This window comes from Bradyrhizobium acaciae, assembly GCF_020889785.1.
Taxonomy (GTDB): domain Bacteria; phylum Pseudomonadota; class Alphaproteobacteria; order Rhizobiales; family Xanthobacteraceae; genus Bradyrhizobium; species Bradyrhizobium acaciae.
The window spans coordinates 62,405-79,968 of the sequence record NZ_JACMYK010000009.1 but is presented as its reverse complement, the minus strand read 5'-3'; the positions used below and the strand labels follow the sequence as shown (position 1 = coordinate 79,968).

Genomic DNA, 17,564 nt, shown 5'->3' with positions numbered 1-17,564 from the left:
GGACGTCATCTACGGCCGCCGTGCGGCGAACCGCTCGTTCTTCCGTTGGTGTAGTGGCTCATGCGGCCCGAAATGGAGGGAGCGCATGGAAGCCGGCATTACATCCAACTGACCAGCGGAGACGACTAGAATAAAGGTCGACCGCCGCAGCGTAGTATCACTGGACATTTGGTTTACTCCCTCTTCTTTCAAGATGCCCAGGCTGGGCCGTCAGGCCTTCGTCGATTCGCACCGCACTTCGCGCGTGGTGCCTGACCGCGAGCGGTATATTTGCGTCAACGTGCCTTCCTTCTTCTTGGGCGGTCCGTTGGAATGATTGTTCAAGCGAAAGTCAGGTCAAAACCTGATTTGCAGTGCAAGCAAATGTCGAAGTCGAGCAGCTTGCTGATTTGCAGCCGCACCACTTTGCCTACTCCGCCACGATCCGTTTGAACCGAAGCTGAAAGCAAGGACGGAACAGGGACCGGCTCGGATGTCCAAATTAGAGTTCCCGCGAACACTCGCTGGCGGATTATTTATCATGGCCGAGGATGACTGTAACGTCGCGTCGTCGCCCACTCACAGCCAAAACCGCCTAATGCCCGCGGGCCACCTGGATGGCGCGGCGTGTTGCGGCAGACAACCCGATCTGCCTGTTTTAGCCAAATGACGCTGCGCCGAACCAATGGCAGGCGCACAGCAAGCTGATGGGCGAGATTTCATTTTTGTCAGTTGGCATTTTCGCCGCCAGCCATCGCCGACTTTGGCACGCGCACCTTCTGACGCTCGCTTCCCAAGGTTTGGGCGGCGGGGGACGTCCATCTGAATGGATGGCCTCTCTAGGGAATCCCCTAGTGCGACATCGTCTCAATTCCAGCTACGTCTGCTCCCGTCGTAGTGCGGTGGTACGCCTCCATGCCAGGATTCGCTTCTATAAGACGGTCGATCTCAGTGCGCGAGGCGCCTGTTGATTGCTGCGCGTGGTCGCCTAGCGCGCGCTTCTTGGCCGTGAGCGTCCAAAACGGCAACCTTGATGTCTTTGAAAGCAACGGCCGCCTAGCACATTCTCTGAAAGTTGGAGAAGCGGTCCAAGAAATTAGCTGGAGCCCAGATGAAAAAGCGATAGCGCTGGCGACACATCGAGGAAACGTCATCCTGTGCTCGTTCGCTTCGAAAGAAAATTGGCTCGTGGCGGAGCACACCGGCGGTGCATGGAGCGTCGCATACTCCCCTGACGGTAGCGAAATCGCGTCTGCCGGCGAAGATGGACGTATCATTTTGACTTCCGTCGTTCGGCTCGACTCTTTGACCGTGCATGAGCATCGCGACGAGGTCATGGCGCTTGCTTGGACAAACGAGGATGGGCTCCTCGCATTCTGTAATGATGGCACGTGCCTTATCTTCAAGTCTTCGGCGCCAGATCACGCTACCGGCGAAAGCGGGCCTCTTAGTTTGGCGTACAGCTACAAGTTTCACGAGCCATTGTTCTCCGTAGGGATGTCGAGCGATAGGTCAAAATTTGCCGCCGGTAGCAGGAACGGAAGCATTCTAGTCGGGTCCGCTTCTCTGACGGACCTTCTGACGTTGGAAGGACACACTGACTCGGTGTTGTCGGCTGGGTTTGCCGTCAACGACACGGTCCTGGTATCGGAATCCAAAGGCCGCTCGATAAAGTTTTGGGATGTAGAGGGAGGAGCGGTCCTGGCCACCACATCCCCTCGAAAAGGAGCGCGCGGCAGCATATCGGTCCACGGACCGGGAAACATTGTAGCGGTTCCGGACGACCGGCGAGGCGTCGTCGATATATTCAACATAGATACGAATGCTCTTTCGGCTGTGATAGGAACGAACACTCAGACCTTTTGCAGCGCAAAGGTGGCTCTAGTCGGCGAGAGCAACGTCGGCAAGTCGTGCCTCGCTCTGCGCATCGCCGAGAACCGTTACGAGGAATCGGGCACCACGCACGGCATGCGATTCTGGCCGGTGCAGCCAGGGCAGTTGAATCCCGACGAGGAAGTTCCTCAAAACGAGAAACGAGACGTCGTTCTGTGGGATATGGGCGGCCAAGACGAATATCGCCTCATTCATCAACTCTTCCTGCACGACACAACTGCCGCTCTTGTGCTTCTCGACCCTACGCGGGGAAGGACTGCTTTCGAGGAAGCGGAGGGTTGGGCCAAGCGCCTGGAAAAGCAGATCAAGGGACGACACTCCACGCGGTTTCTTGTCGGGACAAAACTTGACGTCCATTCAGACGTGATCGACAGGCACGGCCTTGAACGCCTGATTACCGAACAACAATTCGCCGGATACTTTCCCACCAGCGCGAAGACTGGACAAGGAGTCAGAGAACTTTGCGTCCAGCTTTCAAGCATTCTGGACTGGAAGTCCCTGGCGCGGACGTCGCGTCCATTACTATTTCAAACTGTCCGAGACGAGATAGAGAACGCAAGGTCGAAACAGGAAGTGGTTTTGCTTCGAAAGGAGCTTGATAATCGGGTCCGGGCCGTGGCGTCGGCCGAATTCGACGGGGCAGCCGTAACCACCGTTATCTCGCAGCTTGCCCTCCAGGGCGTGATAACTGTAACGCGACTTTCATCGGGCGAGCAGGCACTTGTGCTGCAAGTCGAGCAGATTGAGATCTACGCTGGCTCGATTCTGGTGGCTGCGAAGAACAACCCACGGAATGTGCCGGCCATCCGCGAAGATCTCCTGATGGCAGATAGTATGATCTTTCCCGGGATTCCTGCGGACAAGCGTCTACAAAGAGCCCAGGAACGTATAGTAATCGAATCGGTAGTACAGTTATTCGTTGAGCATGGCATCTGCCTGGAGCACGAAGGACTGCTCATATTTCCATCGCTATTCGTATCTACGGAAGTCGATTCGAAAGACGAATTCCTGCACTCGGTGTCGCTGTACTACGATTTTTCGGGGGCGATAGACAATATCTACTCGTCTCTGATTTCGGCGATTACGATGAGTGACTCGTTCGGTTCGGTTCGACTCTGGGATAATCGGGCTGAGTTTACCAAGCTGAACCAAGGTACGTGCGGTCTTCGGAAGATTGCCCGGCAGCGAGGATTCGCTCATTTGGATGTCTATGTCGGTGACGAAGTGTCCGACAACACTCGCGACTTATTCATAAGCGTCGTAGAAGAGCACCTTGCCAGGCATGGCGTCGATATATTCGAGCACATCGAGATCACATGCCAGTGTGGCCAGCAATTCGACGAAGCAACCGTGCGGAAGCGTATCATCGACGGCCACCCCGACGTGGGCTGTCCAATCTGCGATCGGCGGGTAAGAATTAGCGAAGGTGCAAAGCAGGCGCGGCAGCGGCGCCCCGACGTTGAAAGAAGTACGTGGGCGCTTCGATCTCGCATCCGCAAAGCTAAGGCAGAAGCGGTAGCTCGGACGAAGCGAAACCTGGCCAAGCTATCCAAGCGCAACAGAACTGACCCAATTCGTATCCTCCACCTAAGCGATCTCCACTTTACCCCACTGACCGACATCGATGAGTGGGTCGGGCCGCTCTGCGCCGATCTGAAGTCAAAAAAAGCGGGTTTGGGCATCGACAAGCTGGACTATCTGGTCGTCTCGGGAGATGTCAGCGATCGCGCTCAACAGTCGGAATTTGAAAAAGCCAGAGCCTTTTTGTCCAACATCATTGCGGAATTTGGACTCAACGTCGAGCGATGCATTCTTGTGCCGGGCAATCACGACATCAATTGGGAGGCGGATGTCTATGAGTGGGTGCCTAAGAGAAAGCGACCGAACAATCTCGCGACGGGTGAATTTGTTGCCCAGGGCGATGGGTTCTTGGTCCGAAAGCGAAACTATGACGAGCGGCTCAAAAACTTCTCCGAGCATTTCTACCATCCTCTGTTGCAACAACCCTATCCGCTGGGGCCCGCGGCTCAGGCGCTGAACTTTTTCTATCCTGAGGACGGCATCCAGTTTGTCGCATTAAATTCCTGTTGGGAATTGGACGAATATTTCCCGCAGAGATCGAGCATTCATAAATCCGCGCCTGCCGAAGGACTCCGGACCGCCGAAGCGGTTCTAAGTCACAGCAGCACCGGTCGTCCGTCATTGCGGATAGGAGTATGGCATCATCCTGCGACAGGTAACGAAAAGATCGTCGACGACGCGTTTCTTTCACAATTGAAGCACTCAGGAGTACGGTTGGCGCTTCATGGTCACGTTCACGAAGACCGTGCAGAGGCAGTAGGTTATATACATCCTAGTACGCGGCTTTGCGTTGTAGGCGCCGGCTCGTTCAGCGCTTCCGCCAACGATCGGCCAGAATCGACGCCGCGGCTCTACAATCTGATGGAAGTGTCCCGTAGATTGAGTGAGGTACGAGTTCATACCCGATGTTTGCGGAGGGCCGGCGGCGCGTGGGAGGGGTGGGCGGTCTGGCCTGGCAAGAACGACTCCGAGAAGAGAACGTACTACGATATTCAGCTTTGACTGGCTATCTCAGGGCAAACGACGGGAGCGAAGGCCAGGTATATTACGCCTTGAACATGATTGTTTCACGTAGCGTATCCGGCATCGGTGAGGGTGGTTGGCGCATTTTTCAAGCGAATACAACTCAGCAACCGCCGATGCACTTCTGACTTGTCTCGACGGTTCGCCCGGCGTCCGTTGGTGGTCGATCCGTTGCTGCAGCGCTAGGAAGAGTGGACCGACGACCGATGTCCGGACAGAGTTGCGGACCGCGGGTCCCTCCTCGCAGGCTTATTGGCGGCGGCGTTCTTTGTTGCGAACATCTTTCCCATTTCCGCGTGCCGCTTCCAGTGTATCGCTCTCGCCCTGCACGACCAAATGCGTTTAAACCTGGCGTGAATCAAGCGAAGAGCACCGCCCTCGCTTCAGCCAAATGAAGGAACACGCGAGAAGCGCACGTGTACCTGCGAACTGATCCCAGAAGCGTTGATTATAAGAACGCCGATTACCGAATTCGGGAACGCGCATGCGGTCGAAGCTGCACCGGCAATTGAAACTCTGCGAAGATCCCGTCTTGCGTGCTACGATTATAGTCGAACTTTCCGCCGGCATGTTCGACCGCCCAACCGCACATCATCAAGCCGGACGGCTCGTTTCGCAGCGCCGATAAATTCCATGCAGATGCTGCTGTGGAGATCCGGACCTTCAAGGCGCGGTCTTCGATACTTCCCTCGATGCTCACGTTTCCTCCCGCCGGCAGAAGCTCTAGGAATCCGCTAACGGCCTGCAAAAAAACGCCACGAAAGACGCGCTCGTCGGTTTTGACCATGGATTGGGCCACTCGCGGTGTCGCAAACGACAAGTTCGAGTGTCTGCTCGTGTACTTGACGGTTTCAAGCAGGTCGTCGACCACCGCCGCAGGGCTAAAAGAATCGAGAGCATGGACCGGCATGCTTTCAAGAAGCTCGCCTGCATTGAACAAGTCTCTGACGAGCGCTCGGATGTGCTGGGCCTGCATTGTGATTCCCGAGACGCTCTCCTCATAAAATCCCGGTCGTCGAAGGCACCTTTCCTTGTCTTTCATCAGCAGACTGACGCTCAAGATCGAGTTCACCGGCGTAAGGATATCGTGCCGCAATGTCGACAATGCCGTCCAGAGAGGTGCAAAGCGGGTGGCATCATCAGGCACGATAGCCACAGGAAGGCCATGTCGTGACGGGCGATCGGGCAAAGGTTGCTTCGATTTCAGCGTCTCTATCTCCTTCAAGAGCAGCTTTTCCCGGCGCCGCCCCTCTTCGATGCGCCGCTTATACGCGGACACGTCGAAACCCAGCCACACGGAGCGATCGCCCTCCTCGTACTCTGCCACTCTGTAGACTTTGCCATCGGAGACTATGATTTCATCAGGAGCGACTTCGTCCAAGCCGGTAATCTGATCGCCGAAATTCTTTCGCAAAATCGAGAGTGATTGACCGCGCAATTGCCTGGCATCTCTGCCCTTGAGAAGCGTCGCAAAAGTTGTGTCACAATCGACAAGGCCGGCCGTCTCGTCAGTGATGGCGATCGCACAGCCGGTCTTGGGCCAAAGCGTCTTTAACGTATGAACAGCATCATGATTGTCGAAAATCGAGGTGATGGAGGGTACATCCTCCACTTTCTTCGGAAGCTTCGCCGCGGCATCCCGTCCCTCCGACGTCAACTCCAAAAGCACTTCCCGTCCCTTCGTGGACTTCTTAATCAGTCCGGACGAAATCAGGTTCAGCAGCACCCGCGAAAGGTTCGACTCTCCAATTCGCAGCGTCTCGATCAGATGCGAGCGCTCCGTCGGACCTGATCGACGGAGAAGCAACTCCAGAATGCTGGCGTCGTGCTTCCGTTCCTTCATGGTTTCGACCGAGTGGACCTCGGCGAAGCGGCTCGACTGCTCGAGCAGGTCGGCAAAAGAAGTCAGGCGCTCGGCCAACGGCGACTTCCGGGTACGAAAAAGCTGCCTGACCTTAAGGACGAAGTCGCCCCAGCGGTCGAGCAGCGGGCCTCGCTCACGACTAGCGATAAGGCTCCAGACGAGCTCCATGATCGCTTCGTAGGCGTCCTCCAGGAACTCGGCATCCTTCGGTTGAGAATTCACAAAGCCGCGAATTGCCACGAAGGCCTCTGCGGGGGACAGAGCCCCCGTCGAGACGGCCTCCAGCGCCCGCTCCGGTTCGGAAATGACTCCCAGCGTCTTAGTCATTGAAACAACGCCGATTTTTGGTTGCGGAACCGAAGCGTAACTCTCAAATGTTTCACAACCCTTTACATCGGAAGCCGGCCATGGATGTCAAGTGTAAACTAATATCAAACGACATGAACGTGCCATGGGTCACTCGTGGCGAGGCTACTCAGTTCCGGCATCACGGCGTCAACCCGCGCGAGGACATACCCTACAGGGCCCGGCTCCTCCGGTGTCTTCCGGTAATATTGCTGCACGACAAACGTCCTCACCTTGAGTCTGGTCATGACCTCGCCAGATCTGGCCATGTGCGAGTACATGGTGCTTTCCTTTCCGCAAGATGGCACAATGACGTAATCGACATCGAGATCGAGATATGGAGGCCTCTCCGAGAGGTTGCAAAAGTCCAGGCAGATGCCGAAGGCGAACAGGCCTTCCGCCATCACGAGCACTTGCAGCTCCGAACCGAGATCGATCGCCTCATGGGGACCCGTGCCCTCGCTGTAGCGGAAGAGTTTGCGATGTTCGCCGATCGCATTTCCATAGCCATCGAGAATCGTGCAGACATTGAAACGGCGGCCTGCACCGTCGGCTTCGTGCCGAGATCCGGCTACGATCATGCTGAGTTCGCACTCTTCCCAGACACCATCTGACAGCCCCGCGCGGACCGCCGAAAGGGTTTGTGACGTCACGCTCAGCTCGGGGTAGACAATGCCGGCACAGCGGGCGAGCGATGCATCTCGAATCTGGCGGCGCATCACTTCGATCTGGTCTTCAACCTCCACGTCAACCACAACAAAGCCTTCGGGAACGGTCTTTTCGACATACCGTATGCCGGGAAACAAGGCGGCAGCGATCGTCAATGGAGTTTGTTCTTGCAGCCTGGCATGTCCTCGGAAGTCCTGCAGGAAAACGAGACGCACATCGAGTTTGCCGATTTTCCGCGGGATCAACCGCGTCTTCTTCAGACCTCTCCGCCGGAAGTTATCCTCGGTCTTGGCAACGCGATGACGCGGAGCCCTCATCAGCAGATAGGCTGACGTGCCATCGAATTCGACCACAGCGGGCTTCTCGCGTCGCTGGACCGCGCTCCCGCCGAGGCTCCAAAGCTGGCGTTCCAAGACGCGTAGACACACAGCCAGACTGCGCAGCAGCGCCTCTTTTGCAGCCGTGCTTTTGGCGGCGGTGGGAGCAATCTGAGCGAACGCGTCGGCGAGCGAGATTGCATCGACATCCGCCTCGAGCCTGTCCTCATCGAACCCGCGGAACAGGTCGCGTACATTGTCGTCGGCGCCTTCGATCGCCAACCAAATCGCCAGCAGCGCCCTCCTCGTTCCTCGAACGCCATTATTGCTTAGTACTTCGGCCGCCTGCACGTTCCTGCGCACCAAATCGATCCAGAGCATCTCCGAACGTCTTCTCCTTCGCATACCGATTGCTCCGAGCGAATCCGCGTCCTGCTGCGCATGCACCGCCTGCCGGCGCCAAGGCCAAACCAAACCGATGCGACGGCACAAACAAGCCGGGATCATCCGAACTCGGGCGACGAAAAAAACAGGACTCAATCGATCCGGCCACTGGGGTATTCCCTAGGTTACTCGAAGCCGGCTCTGTGGCCACAGATGACGGAAAATTAGGGAAGGGATTCGCAGCCTTCGGCAGTGACTATGCCGCCTGGCACTCACGAAGGACGGAGAACATTCGTGTCCGATATGAAAATTCGTGTGGGCGGAAATGCGCTAGCCGTCCGCGTTCACCGAGGCAAGGGATCGGCCGTTCTCCTGATCCACGGCAATTCTTCGTGCAAGGAAATCTTCCATCATCAGGAAGCCTATCTTGCGAGGCGTGGGCATACCGTCATCATACCTGACCTTCCCGGCCATGGCAGTTCATCGGATGCCGTCGCGCCCAAGAGGACCTACAGTTTCCCGGGCTACGCCGAGGCCCTAAAAGAACTGATGGGTCACCTCGACATATCCAGCTTCCACGTGATCGGGTGGTCGCTTGGCGGCCACATCGGCATCGAGATGTGGTCCCGTATGAGCGCGGTCCGCTCGCTTCTGATTTCCGGCACCCCGCCGATCCGGTTGAGTCCGGCCGGCGTCGCTGACGGCTTTCTATCTTCACCGGTGATGGACCTTGCGGGCAAGCGCAATTTTACGCCCGAAGATGTCACGGCCTATGGCTCGGCTATGCTTGGCAGGCCTCTCGATCGACGTAGCCGCTTTGCGACCACAATCGAGCGAACAGACGGCAGAGCCCGCTACTGGATGGTCCGCAATGGCCTGGCCGGAAGGGGTAAGGACGAGATCACGTCCGTCGCAAGATGCAGCAAGCCGCTCGCGATAGTCCAAGGACGGCGGGACGCCTTCGTACGTATCGAACATGTCCGTAAACTTACCTATAGACACCTCTGGTTGCACAGACCAATATTACTGAATGCTGGACACGCGGCGCATTGGGAAAGTCCCGATGCGTTCAATAGATGGATGGGAAGGTTTTTGAAATATGTAGACTGATTATCGGGGACATGGGCGTTTAAGGGGGATGCCAGATGGTCGCCAATGTTGATGATTTCATTGCTGCTACTTTTTCAATTGAATCCGATACCGAGCTGCTCGATCTGTTTCTGAAGGCCGTCGAAGCGGAAGGCTACCAGAATGCCGTATTCGCCAAAGCGCGAAACAACCGCCTCGACTCGATTCCTTGGGACCGCTTCCCAAGGGGTTATTTAGACACCTACAGGGAGCGCGAATGGGATCGGATCGACCCAGTCGTGCAACAGATTCAGCATGCCACACGCCCGTTTAGTTGGGACGAACTTTGCGCCCGGACAAATCTGGACCGCAAACAGAAGATCTTCTTGCAGGAATGCAAGGAGCTCGGCGTCCATTCGGGCGTCACGATCCCGCTGCACGGACCTGGCGGGAATGTCGATCTGATCAGTCTCAGCTTGAGGGACCAGCGGAAGCCGGCCCCAGATACGCTTGGACGAATTTATGGCGTGGCGGTGCAGTATCGACTCAAACTGGGAGAGCTGCAGGCGAAGCCCCGTCCGCCCGCGCTGCACCTCACCGGGCGAGAGGTCGAGTGCTTACGCTGGTGTAAGGAGGGAAAGACGAACTGGGAAATCGGCGAGATCATTGCGACCTCCGAAAAAACCGTGGAATTTCATCTATCAAATGCGATCCGAAAACTAGGGGCCTGCAACCGGATCACGGCTGTCGTGATGGCGATTCAAAATGGGGTTATCTCGCTGTAAGCTCACGCGGCTAAGTCGGGCTTTTTGGCATCCTCGAGCGCTACGGCGTCGACGGCGGCAGCCAATCGCGTCAATCCTTCGCGGAAGACAGAAAGGTCTATATTCAACGGCGCTAGGATTTTGACGACCTCATCGCGTGGTCCGCATAGTTCCAGCAGAAGGCGTCTTTTGAACGCCTCCTGTGAGATGTCACGAGCAAGCGCGGGCGAGCAGCACTCGAACCCGGCCATCATGCCAATGCCCTTCTTACGCGTGATAGTCCGTGGATATCGAACGCACAGGTCTTTCAGCCATCGATCCAGCATCGCCGAGCGGATAGCGATTTCGGCCAAGAAGTCGGAACCCGACCACAGCTCGAGCGCCGCCCGCGCGGTCACGAATGCCAAATTGTTGCCCCGGAAAGTTCCGTTGTGTTCGCCGGGACGCCACGTGTCGATTGAAGGATCGATCAACAGCAGCGACATCGGCAAGCCGCCGCCGCTGAGGGACTTTGCGAGGCAAACCATGTCGGGCGCTATCGCAGCATCTTGAAAGCTGAAAAACCTGCCCGATCGCCCGCAACCGGCCTGAATATCGTCGACAATCAGCAGCGCCCCGAGGCGGGTTGCGACTTCGCGGAGGCTTCGAAGCCATTCCTTCGATGCAAGGTTCAATCCCCCCTCGCCCTGGACCGTCTCCACGATGATGGCGGCAATAGGATCTATCCCTCCGGACGGATCTTCGGCCATTGCTGCAAACCTCTCCAGGTCCGATGGGCCCGCGCCGTGATAGCCATCGAAGGCAAGTCGCACCACGCCGTCCAAGCATCCCTGCAGGCCCTCTCGTGCACGGTTCGATCCAGTTGCCGATAGAGCTCCCAACGACATGCCATGGAACGCGTTCGTGAAGGCCACGATGTTGGTCCGTCCGGTGTGTTTGCGCGCCAATTTGAGAGCCGCCTCCACCGCGTTGGCACCGGTCGGACCGGTGAACTGCATACGATAGTTCATGCCGGCGGGCGATAACACGATGTCGCGAAATGCACGAATGAAGGCCAATTTCGCACCGGTGTGAAGATCAAGTGCGCAGCCGATACCATCAGCATGGAGATAATCGAGCAAGGCGGACTTGATCTTCGGATGATTATGGCCGTAGTTCAGCGCGCCACAGCCTGCCAGAAAGTCGATGAACTCCGTTCCTTCTGCATCCCAGACGAGCGATCCGTTCGCTTTCACGAATAGGTTCGGGATTTGGCGACAGTAGTAGCGGACCTCAGATTCGGAGTCTGCAAAGTCAGCAAGATGGTTCATTCCCGGCCTTTCTGAGTGGTTCCTCATCTTCCAGGGGATGCACGTCCGCAGCGACCGCCGGACTGCCGGGACTGCCTTCAGTTTCCTTCATCAAATTGCGACGCACGGCGCGTAGGTCTTCCGCGATCGTGCGCATACCTGCCTGATCGGCGACCGAGCTCAAATACGTCACAGCGTCCGCCATCTGCCGCGCAACTTTAGCTGGAGCCGACTCCTCTTCAGACCCCTCCGAGCTCATGCAGCTCTCCGGAATGGTGTCGGCGGATGTTCCTTCAAGACAGAACTCGGGATGCCGTACTTTCGGCAAAAATATACCGGTCGAATGTTGGCCGTTGGAACGAAGAAAGCGCGTTCGACTTCGCCTTCGATGAGCGCCTCGTCGCCGAGCCAGTCGATCCCCTCCCTGATGAAATGGGACAATAGATGCTGGCGCGTCACGCCGATCATGCCCGCAAAGCCATTTGCTTCGAAAAATTCAGCTATCGCACTCAACAACTCGGGAAACACAGTCCTGCGTACTGGGGGTGTCAGCGTTCGGTCAACGCAAACCCTCGTCACCTCCCAAATGTCGGAGCTGTTGGGCAGGGCACATGCCTTCACCAGAAACGGCCAGTATCTTGCCAACATGTAGGGTCGATCGGTGCGGAGTAACCTCGCCATGCCGCGGACTCGCCTCTCCTCGTCTCTCCAAACCAGGTAAAGCGCTGACGGAGTGTCAAATTCGTCGAATTCGAGTTCGTCAAACGACGAATGGTCCAATCCGCGCTGCTTTACGAAGACATCGTTCCTCAGCCTTGCCTGTGAAGCCAAGGCGTCCTGGTAGAGATGAGCTGTCGCAAGCGAAAATGCCTCGATCATCCGTCTCGATCCTCCGGTGACCGGAAGAAAAACAGGAGACGCCGATTCGACCTACTCGGAAGGTTCCTAGGTTCGCGCCCGGAAAGGCGGCCTGGCGTTTGGAATTATGTTCGGAGCCGGAGGCCAAGTCGTGAGTTCAAAATCACTTTGGATCGAGCAATCCGCCGGCGGTGAGGGTCTTTCGCAACAACTAGCCGGGCGACGCAGCATGGCGTCTGCGCCACGCTTCAGTATAGCCTCACGCGTTTCTGCTGTCTGGGGTCTGACAAACCGGATTGAACTTCACGTCCCAACCACGCGCTGCCGCTTGCCGTTGCGTGGCCGTCGCGAAGCGCTGCTGACGGTCAATCTTCGCTGACAGGATCAGGTGGTGGTTAAACCTGCAGTGTCATGCTCTTAGCGAGGCGAGGGGTGCTTTACGGATGTCATGCTCTTTCTCTGGCATCTCCTCGACGAATATGGAATCCTATTTGAAGAGACCGGACCGCTCGCGTGGGCCATTCCCAAGGCCCTCGGAATGACGTGACGGTATGCGCCGCAAGAGCGGTCTATCCGGCCGGCGCGAGGCGCGGCATCTCAGAGCCCACCAATGCATGACTATCCGGTCTTGGCCAAGCCAAGTATGGGCAAGGCAGCTGGCCTTCACGGCGTCCAGCGGAAATAGGCGCGGCAGTTGAGTAGCAGACCCATTTGGGCGCTGCTTCCATTCGGCACTCCCATCACGAACGTGACCTTCCCCCTTGCGCCCCGCATCGCGCAAATTGCCTGAAGGTCGATGAAAGAAAGCAGAGCCATTTCCAGCAATCTGGGGACTCCCCTAGTTCCGGCGGCTCGAGCGGAATGCAAGTTGTCAGGGGGTGGAGGGCATCGGAATGAAGAAAGCAAAGGCAGCAGCGACTATAGGTCTTTCTTCGCCGAAGGGGTACTTCAAACAAGTTCTGGCGATTCAAATAGACCGTCTCGACAGCAAGGTAATCAAGGACACCACGATCGTAGCGAGGATCGTGCCCGCCATTGTATTTACGCAACGTCTCCAAGGAGGATGATCAATGCCCGATCCGCAATTGGGGAACTCCGTTGCTCCACCGTCAGGCCTAGGAGCCTTGGAACGCTCGGCCGAGGCGAGCGCGCCGGCAAGCATGCTATTTGTCGCCCAGCTCACGACGATCGAGAGGTTGGCAGTTCAGTTCTTTGGTATGCTGCTGCTTCTGGTCTTCATCTATTCCATCGCGGCATCGATCACGTCAGCCTCGCCCGCCGCTTTCTTCCATGCGATCGGGGTCCTGCTTGCGCTCATCCTCGCTGCAGCAGCGGCAGGCGGCCTCCTCGGCTTCCTGTTCGGGATTCCAAGATCGCTTCAGCGACCCTCAATAGGTCAGCTATCCGCTCCAGTTCTGGAGCCTGCCATGAGAAGCGACGCCGGCAGTCGGCCGCCCGGCGAGCCGGTCGTCAACCAGGCTGCCGCGGCTGTCTCGATCCCCTTCTACAGCAGCAACACGAACCTTGAGGATATTTCCGATTGGGTCACAAAGATTATTGTCGGGCTCGGCCTCATTCAGGCCAAAACGATTGCTTCGAGACTATGGGTGGCTGCATCGAGCTTCAAAGCGGCTATGCCTGGCGCCCTCGGAAGCGATGTGCTGTTCATGCTGATATGCCTGGCAGCTTCGGTCGGCGGCTTCCTGTTTTTCTATCTCGAAACTCGAACCCGCATCGTGCTGCTGTTCGTGTATGCCGAAAGCGCAGCAAAGGTGGTAGATCGCAGCAAGGCCGAAGCGGCCTCGAAGGTCAACCAGACCCCGATTCTTGATGTCACATCGAATCCAATGTTGGACGCAGACGCGAGAGCTCCCCGGCCTGCACCGGCCCCCAAAGAAGATGCGAAGTTCCTGAGCCTCACGATCGACAAATTGAAGAAGGACGCGGCTGAATTTTCAGCCTGGGCATCCGCGCAAGCGCGCGCCGGCAACCTGCAGGCGGCCAACACCGCCTTACAACAGGCAATTACCTTGGCACCGGGGGACAAGGACCTTCTTGTCAAGCTTGCGGAAACTCACGCCCTACAGGGTCGCTGGAATGACGCCGCTCGTGCTCTCGCCGAGGCCGAGGAGATCGGAAAGGACGATCCCGAACTCCTGAAGCGCGACTTATTCGTGAGCCTTTATCTTCAGCCACCAGACGGCTTCGCCCGCGCGATCTCCATCGCAGACAAGCTGATGGCCAATCCGCAGGCCGCGAAGGATACCAACCTGCTTCTATGGCTCGCGGCGGCGCAAGGTCAACGTGCGGGATACTATAAGGATCGCGATCCAGCGCAATACGAAGATGCGCGGACAAAGGCGCTTCAGGCGGTGCAAACACTTGTCGATTTGCAGCCGGAGCCCGCCAGCCCCTACCGCAAGGCCTTGCGAGGCATGCTTGATCCCTCACGCGAGACGACGCCCCAAATTGACAACGATCTCGAGATTTTCAAGGGCGACCCCGCGTTTGAAAAACTGATCTTTGGTTCTTAACTTGCTTTGCATCGGCGGGTCCATCTCAGACCACCTTGCATATTGATGAAGCTCGCAAAGGCGACCCAAGACGTTCTTTCATATTTCTCTTTCACTGATAGTGAGCACCCATGGCAGATTTTTTTCAGGCCGCCGCCCAAGTCTTACAACTCATAATCGGATCGTCCGTAGCCACCACCTTGACATCGGTAGGCGTCATTCTTTTGCTTCTCACCGCGGTCATGGCTTACATCGCTTTGGGCAGCAAGCCCGACGAAACGTCCAATTCGCTCAAAGTGGCGCTGTACCTTTGCCTTGTCGGCGGCATTGCTTTCTCGGCCGCCGGTCCAAGCTTGGCACTTTATAACGAGCTCACCTACGCCGCGCAGCACCCGTTCCAGGTAGAAAGCACAGACCAAATACGTCAAAGGCTCGCCGACAACGCTCGCGTCCGATATGTCGTTCGCTTGATACCGTACAACAATGGCGTTGAAAAAGATCGACACGAACTGAGCATCGATAGCGTCACGAAACTTGGTCCGGCGAAGCAACTCTATTCGTTTGTTGGTGACTATGAAGAGCTAAAAGGCCGCACCGTAGAAGACGCGATCGATATGACCGGAATCGCAAAGAATTTTGATCGGGTGACCGCGATCATTTTCCCGCTGCCACGGAAGACTGGTGACGTGTCGGCTTTCTATCCGGCGAATGTCCGCGGTCTCCTCCAAGTCATACGACTCGCGGAAAGCCAGATTGAGCCTAAAGACCGGTTTATCAAGCCAGACACGTTCAATCCTGATGAAATAAGAAACCTGCGGGATACGGATCTAAACACCTACCCACCTACGGCGTTCAAATCGCTCTATCCACGCTACTGTCACCTGGCGAGGACCTATTTCTGCACCGATCAGCCGTCACGTTCGCTTATTGGCGGGCTGTATCGCGATTGGCATCCGTTGGGGTTCTCGCAAACAGACCCTCCCAACGCGCCTTGCGACATTCCTGAAGAGCAATTTTGTGCTTTCACCGGATGGGATAAAGTTCGCCAAGACTTCAAAGACCATTTCGGAGCGCGGGCTTTCCTGATTGAAAACCTTGATGTCAATAAAATTGCGGGTCGAATCATGATCGACTTCACTGATCCGCACAATCAGCGGATCCCTGAGATTGGATTGCCGCCGCTTACGCGGTAGGACGAACGAAGAGGAACAGACGCCTCACCAAGTGGGCTTCCGGGCCGCTTCGTCGGTCTCAGGCGGATTATCGTCATTAATTTCCACTCCTGGGCCAGCGTCCCGACGCGGTCAAAACCATCGCGCTCGATCATCCCACCGCCATTTGAAACCCCAAACCCGATGGCCGCCTATGGGGCCGCCATCAAACCGATGCTGTCGCACAAAGCCGCTTTGTCCTCCTCGGGTGAACGCGCCTCGGATTCCCGGCGGCATTTTCTGGGTCTTGCGCTCCGTCGCACTCTGGCGTGATCTGTCCGAGGCATTTGGTCCCCGCATCGCGCTAGGACCGATCGTCCGCTGGCGGCGGGCTGGCCGCCTGGACCCCCATTATTGGGCCGCCTATCGCTGCCATGTTGCGGGTGTTCAGACGGTCAGCAAGTCCATGCCGTCCTGCTCCATATGCGACAATTGCAATCAAGGCAGGCGTAGCGTGGTAAGTGTCGGAAACGGATGCTTAGAGCGAGAGTGGCTAAATGAGTGCCCTGGCCGCGGCATAGGTATCTTACGGCGAGCAATGCAAACCGATTTGGCAATCAGTCTTTGGTGACGTCGAGGATCTCATGAATTCAGCAGAGCCAGAATGTATCTGACAGCAAGTTCCGTCGCTGGAATGATGATGTCATCGGAGGCTCCAAATGTTGGCGTATGCAAATGCGATTCATTTCCGCATGAACGGCTGCCGACCCAGAAATAGATTGACGGCACGGATGCGGAGTAGAAGCCGAAGTCATCACTACCGGCTGCGCGCGTCTCGCTGGTAACGCCTTCGTATCCCACCGTCTCGTGGACAACTTGTCTGAAGCGCCTCACCATTTGGGGGTCATTGACGACGGCGGGCTCGCCGGCGCTGACATTGAAATCAGCTCGGCCGCGATGCATCACGGCCACGCCCTCAGCCACTTCGCGCACGCGCTGGCACAGCTGCGCCCTTCGTTCCGGACTGCCGGTCCTGATCGTTCCCTCGATGGCAACCGACGGGCAGATGATGTTGGTTGCATTGCCGCCATGAATAGTACCGATTGTGATGATGGCACCATCATCGGCCGGCATTTCGCGAGAGACGACCTTTTGCACCTCGTTGATAAAGGCGGCCGCGATCGCGATTGCGTCAACACCCTGATGCGGCGCCGCACCATGCGCCATCTTACCGCTGATAATGAGCTTGAACTGGTCGGCGGATTTGGTTATCGCGCCCTCGCGCGCATCGAATACGCCGGCAGGAATCTCGGGATTGACGTGAAAGCCGACGGCGCGATCGAAGCCTTCCAAGAGTCTCTCCGCTTCGACAGTGCGCCCGCCGAGCGGCTCGGCCTCCTCGGCCGGCTGGAAGAACACGCGCAACCTGCCGGCAAAATTGCCACGCAGCCGATGGAAGGCTAGAACAGTGCCGAGCGCGATCGACGCGTGGATGTCGTGGCCGCAAGCATGCATAACGCCCTCGACTGTCGAGCAATAGGACAAATCCCGGCGCGTCTCGCCGATCGGCAACGCATCGATGTCGCCGCGCACTGCAATGGACCGCTTTGGGCCTGAGGCAGTACCTTCGATGTCGATATAGAGCCCGGTATTGTGAAAGACCTTGACGTCCGCTAGGCCGAAGCGTCGGAGCATGTCGCGAATGCGTGCTTGTGTCTTCCACTCTGCGTTGGAGAGCTCGGGCTCGCGATGCATAGCATGGCGCAGTTCGATCACCGCGTTGCGCTCCGTCTGCGAAAGAAAGCTGTTGCAGCGCATCGTCACTCCGACGTCCTCTTGTTGCCGTTCGTCAGCCAACTGTCATCT

General features: G+C 57.0%; 12 protein-coding genes. 6 read left to right on the top strand and 6 right to left on the bottom strand.

Translation table 11 applies throughout. From position 1 onward, the window contains the following. The first annotated feature begins 987 nt into the window (after window positions 1-987). Window positions 988-4,455: a GTP-binding protein gene (locus H8A92_RS06870; RefSeq protein WP_229195073.1), complete on the top strand. Its 3,468-nt coding sequence runs from the start codon at window positions 988-990 to the stop codon at window positions 4,453-4,455. A 484-nt stretch (window positions 4,456-4,939) separates the two neighbouring features. Here H8A92_RS06870 and H8A92_RS06865 read toward each other — a convergent pair whose 3' ends face one another. Both H8A92_RS06865 and H8A92_RS06860 read right to left on the bottom strand, forming a co-directional pair. Next, window positions 4,940-6,667: a hypothetical protein gene (locus H8A92_RS06865; protein ID WP_229195072.1), complete on the bottom strand. Its 1,728-nt coding sequence runs from the start codon at window positions 6,665-6,667 to the stop codon at window positions 4,940-4,942. A gap of 104 nt (window positions 6,668-6,771) precedes the next feature. Continuing rightward, the gene (locus H8A92_RS06860) at window positions 6,772-8,052 is read right to left on the bottom strand and encodes a carbon-nitrogen hydrolase family protein (protein ID WP_229195071.1); all 1,281 of its coding nucleotides are present in this window, start codon (window positions 8,050-8,052) and stop codon (window positions 6,772-6,774) included. Between the two features lie 306 nt (window positions 8,053-8,358). Here H8A92_RS06860 and H8A92_RS06855 point away from each other — a divergent pair, with 306 nt between their 5' ends. Together H8A92_RS06855 and H8A92_RS06850 are read left to right on the top strand one after the other, a co-directional pair. Beyond that, window positions 8,359-9,165: an alpha/beta fold hydrolase gene (locus H8A92_RS06855; protein ID WP_229195097.1), complete on the top strand. Its 807-nt coding sequence runs from the start codon at window positions 8,359-8,361 to the stop codon at window positions 9,163-9,165. Window positions 9,166-9,200: 35 nt separating this feature from the next. Next, complete coding sequence (locus tag H8A92_RS06850) at window positions 9,201-9,908, top strand: helix-turn-helix transcriptional regulator (protein WP_229195070.1); 708 nt, start codon at window positions 9,201-9,203, stop codon at window positions 9,906-9,908. A 2-nt stretch (window positions 9,909-9,910) separates the two neighbouring features. Here the strand turns inward: H8A92_RS06850 and H8A92_RS06845 are convergent, their stop codons facing one another. Genes H8A92_RS06845 through H8A92_RS06835 form a run of 3 tightly spaced genes read right to left on the bottom strand, consistent with a single transcriptional unit; the run spans window position 9,911 to window position 12,055 of the window. Next, window positions 9,911-11,197: a diaminobutyrate--2-oxoglutarate transaminase gene (locus H8A92_RS06845; protein ID WP_229195069.1), complete on the bottom strand. Its 1,287-nt coding sequence runs from the start codon at window positions 11,195-11,197 to the stop codon at window positions 9,911-9,913. Then, window positions 11,181-11,435, bottom strand: coding sequence for a hypothetical protein (locus H8A92_RS06840; protein ID WP_229195068.1), 255 nt, complete (start codon window positions 11,433-11,435; stop codon window positions 11,181-11,183). Before H8A92_RS06840 ends, H8A92_RS06845 begins: the two co-directional genes overlap by 17 nt. After that, the gene (locus tag H8A92_RS06835; RefSeq protein ID WP_229195067.1) at window positions 11,432-12,055 is read right to left on the bottom strand and encodes an acyl-homoserine-lactone synthase; all 624 of its coding nucleotides are present in this window, start codon (window positions 12,053-12,055) and stop codon (window positions 11,432-11,434) included. Before H8A92_RS06835 ends, H8A92_RS06840 begins: the two co-directional genes overlap by 4 nt. 872 nt (window positions 12,056-12,927) lie before the next feature. Between H8A92_RS06835 and H8A92_RS06830 the strand changes: the two genes are divergently transcribed. The 3 genes from H8A92_RS06830 (at window position 12,928) to H8A92_RS06820 (ending at window position 15,740) form a co-directional block, all read left to right on the top strand. Continuing rightward, window positions 12,928-13,101 carry a hypothetical protein gene (locus H8A92_RS06830; RefSeq protein ID WP_229195066.1) on the top strand — a complete coding sequence of 58 codons (174 nt, stop codon included), beginning with the start codon at window positions 12,928-12,930 and terminating at the stop codon, window positions 13,099-13,101. 3 nt (window positions 13,102-13,104) lie between these two features. Continuing rightward, window positions 13,105-14,568, top strand: a complete 1,464-nt coding sequence (locus H8A92_RS06825; protein WP_229195065.1) for a tetratricopeptide repeat protein — start codon at window positions 13,105-13,107, stop codon at window positions 14,566-14,568. Between the two features lie 110 nt (window positions 14,569-14,678). Continuing rightward, window positions 14,679-15,740, top strand: a complete 1,062-nt coding sequence (locus H8A92_RS06820) for a hypothetical protein (protein ID WP_229195064.1) — start codon at window positions 14,679-14,681, stop codon at window positions 15,738-15,740. A 600-nt stretch (window positions 15,741-16,340) separates the two neighbouring features. On the opposite strand, the gene H8A92_RS06810 is transcribed toward H8A92_RS06820, so the two are convergent. Beyond that, window positions 16,341-17,555 carry a M20 metallopeptidase family protein gene (locus tag H8A92_RS06810; RefSeq protein ID WP_229195063.1) on the bottom strand — a complete coding sequence of 405 codons (1,215 nt, stop codon included), beginning with the start codon at window positions 17,553-17,555 and terminating at the stop codon, window positions 16,341-16,343. Window positions 17,556-17,564: the final 9 nt, after the last annotated feature.

Bases quoted from the DNA above. Each gene is read 5' to 3' on its own strand.
- H8A92_RS06820 (WP_229195064.1), top strand. From the start codon at position 14,679: ATGGCAGATTTTTTTCAGGCCGCCGCCCAAGTCTTACAACTCATAATC.
- H8A92_RS06840 (WP_229195068.1), bottom strand. From the start codon at position 11,435: ATGAGCTCGGAGGGGTCTGAAGAGGAGTCGGCTCCAGCTAAAGTTGCG.
- H8A92_RS06855 (WP_229195097.1), top strand. From the start codon at position 8,359: ATGAAAATTCGTGTGGGCGGAAATGCGCTAGCCGTCCGCGTTCACCGA.
- H8A92_RS06825 (WP_229195065.1), top strand. From the start codon at position 13,105: ATGCCCGATCCGCAATTGGGGAACTCCGTTGCTCCACCGTCAGGCCTA.
- H8A92_RS06835 (WP_229195067.1), bottom strand. From the start codon at position 12,055: ATGATCGAGGCATTTTCGCTTGCGACAGCTCATCTCTACCAGGACGCC.
- H8A92_RS06830 (WP_229195066.1), top strand. From the start codon at position 12,928: ATGAAGAAAGCAAAGGCAGCAGCGACTATAGGTCTTTCTTCGCCGAAG.
- H8A92_RS06850 (WP_229195070.1), top strand. From the start codon at position 9,201: ATGGTCGCCAATGTTGATGATTTCATTGCTGCTACTTTTTCAATTGAA.
- H8A92_RS06860 (WP_229195071.1), bottom strand. From the start codon at position 8,052: ATGCTCTGGATCGATTTGGTGCGCAGGAACGTGCAGGCGGCCGAAGTA.
- H8A92_RS06845 (WP_229195069.1), bottom strand. From the start codon at position 11,197: ATGAACCATCTTGCTGACTTTGCAGACTCCGAATCTGAGGTCCGCTAC.
- H8A92_RS06865 (WP_229195072.1), bottom strand. From the start codon at position 6,667: ATGACTAAGACGCTGGGAGTCATTTCCGAACCGGAGCGGGCGCTGGAG.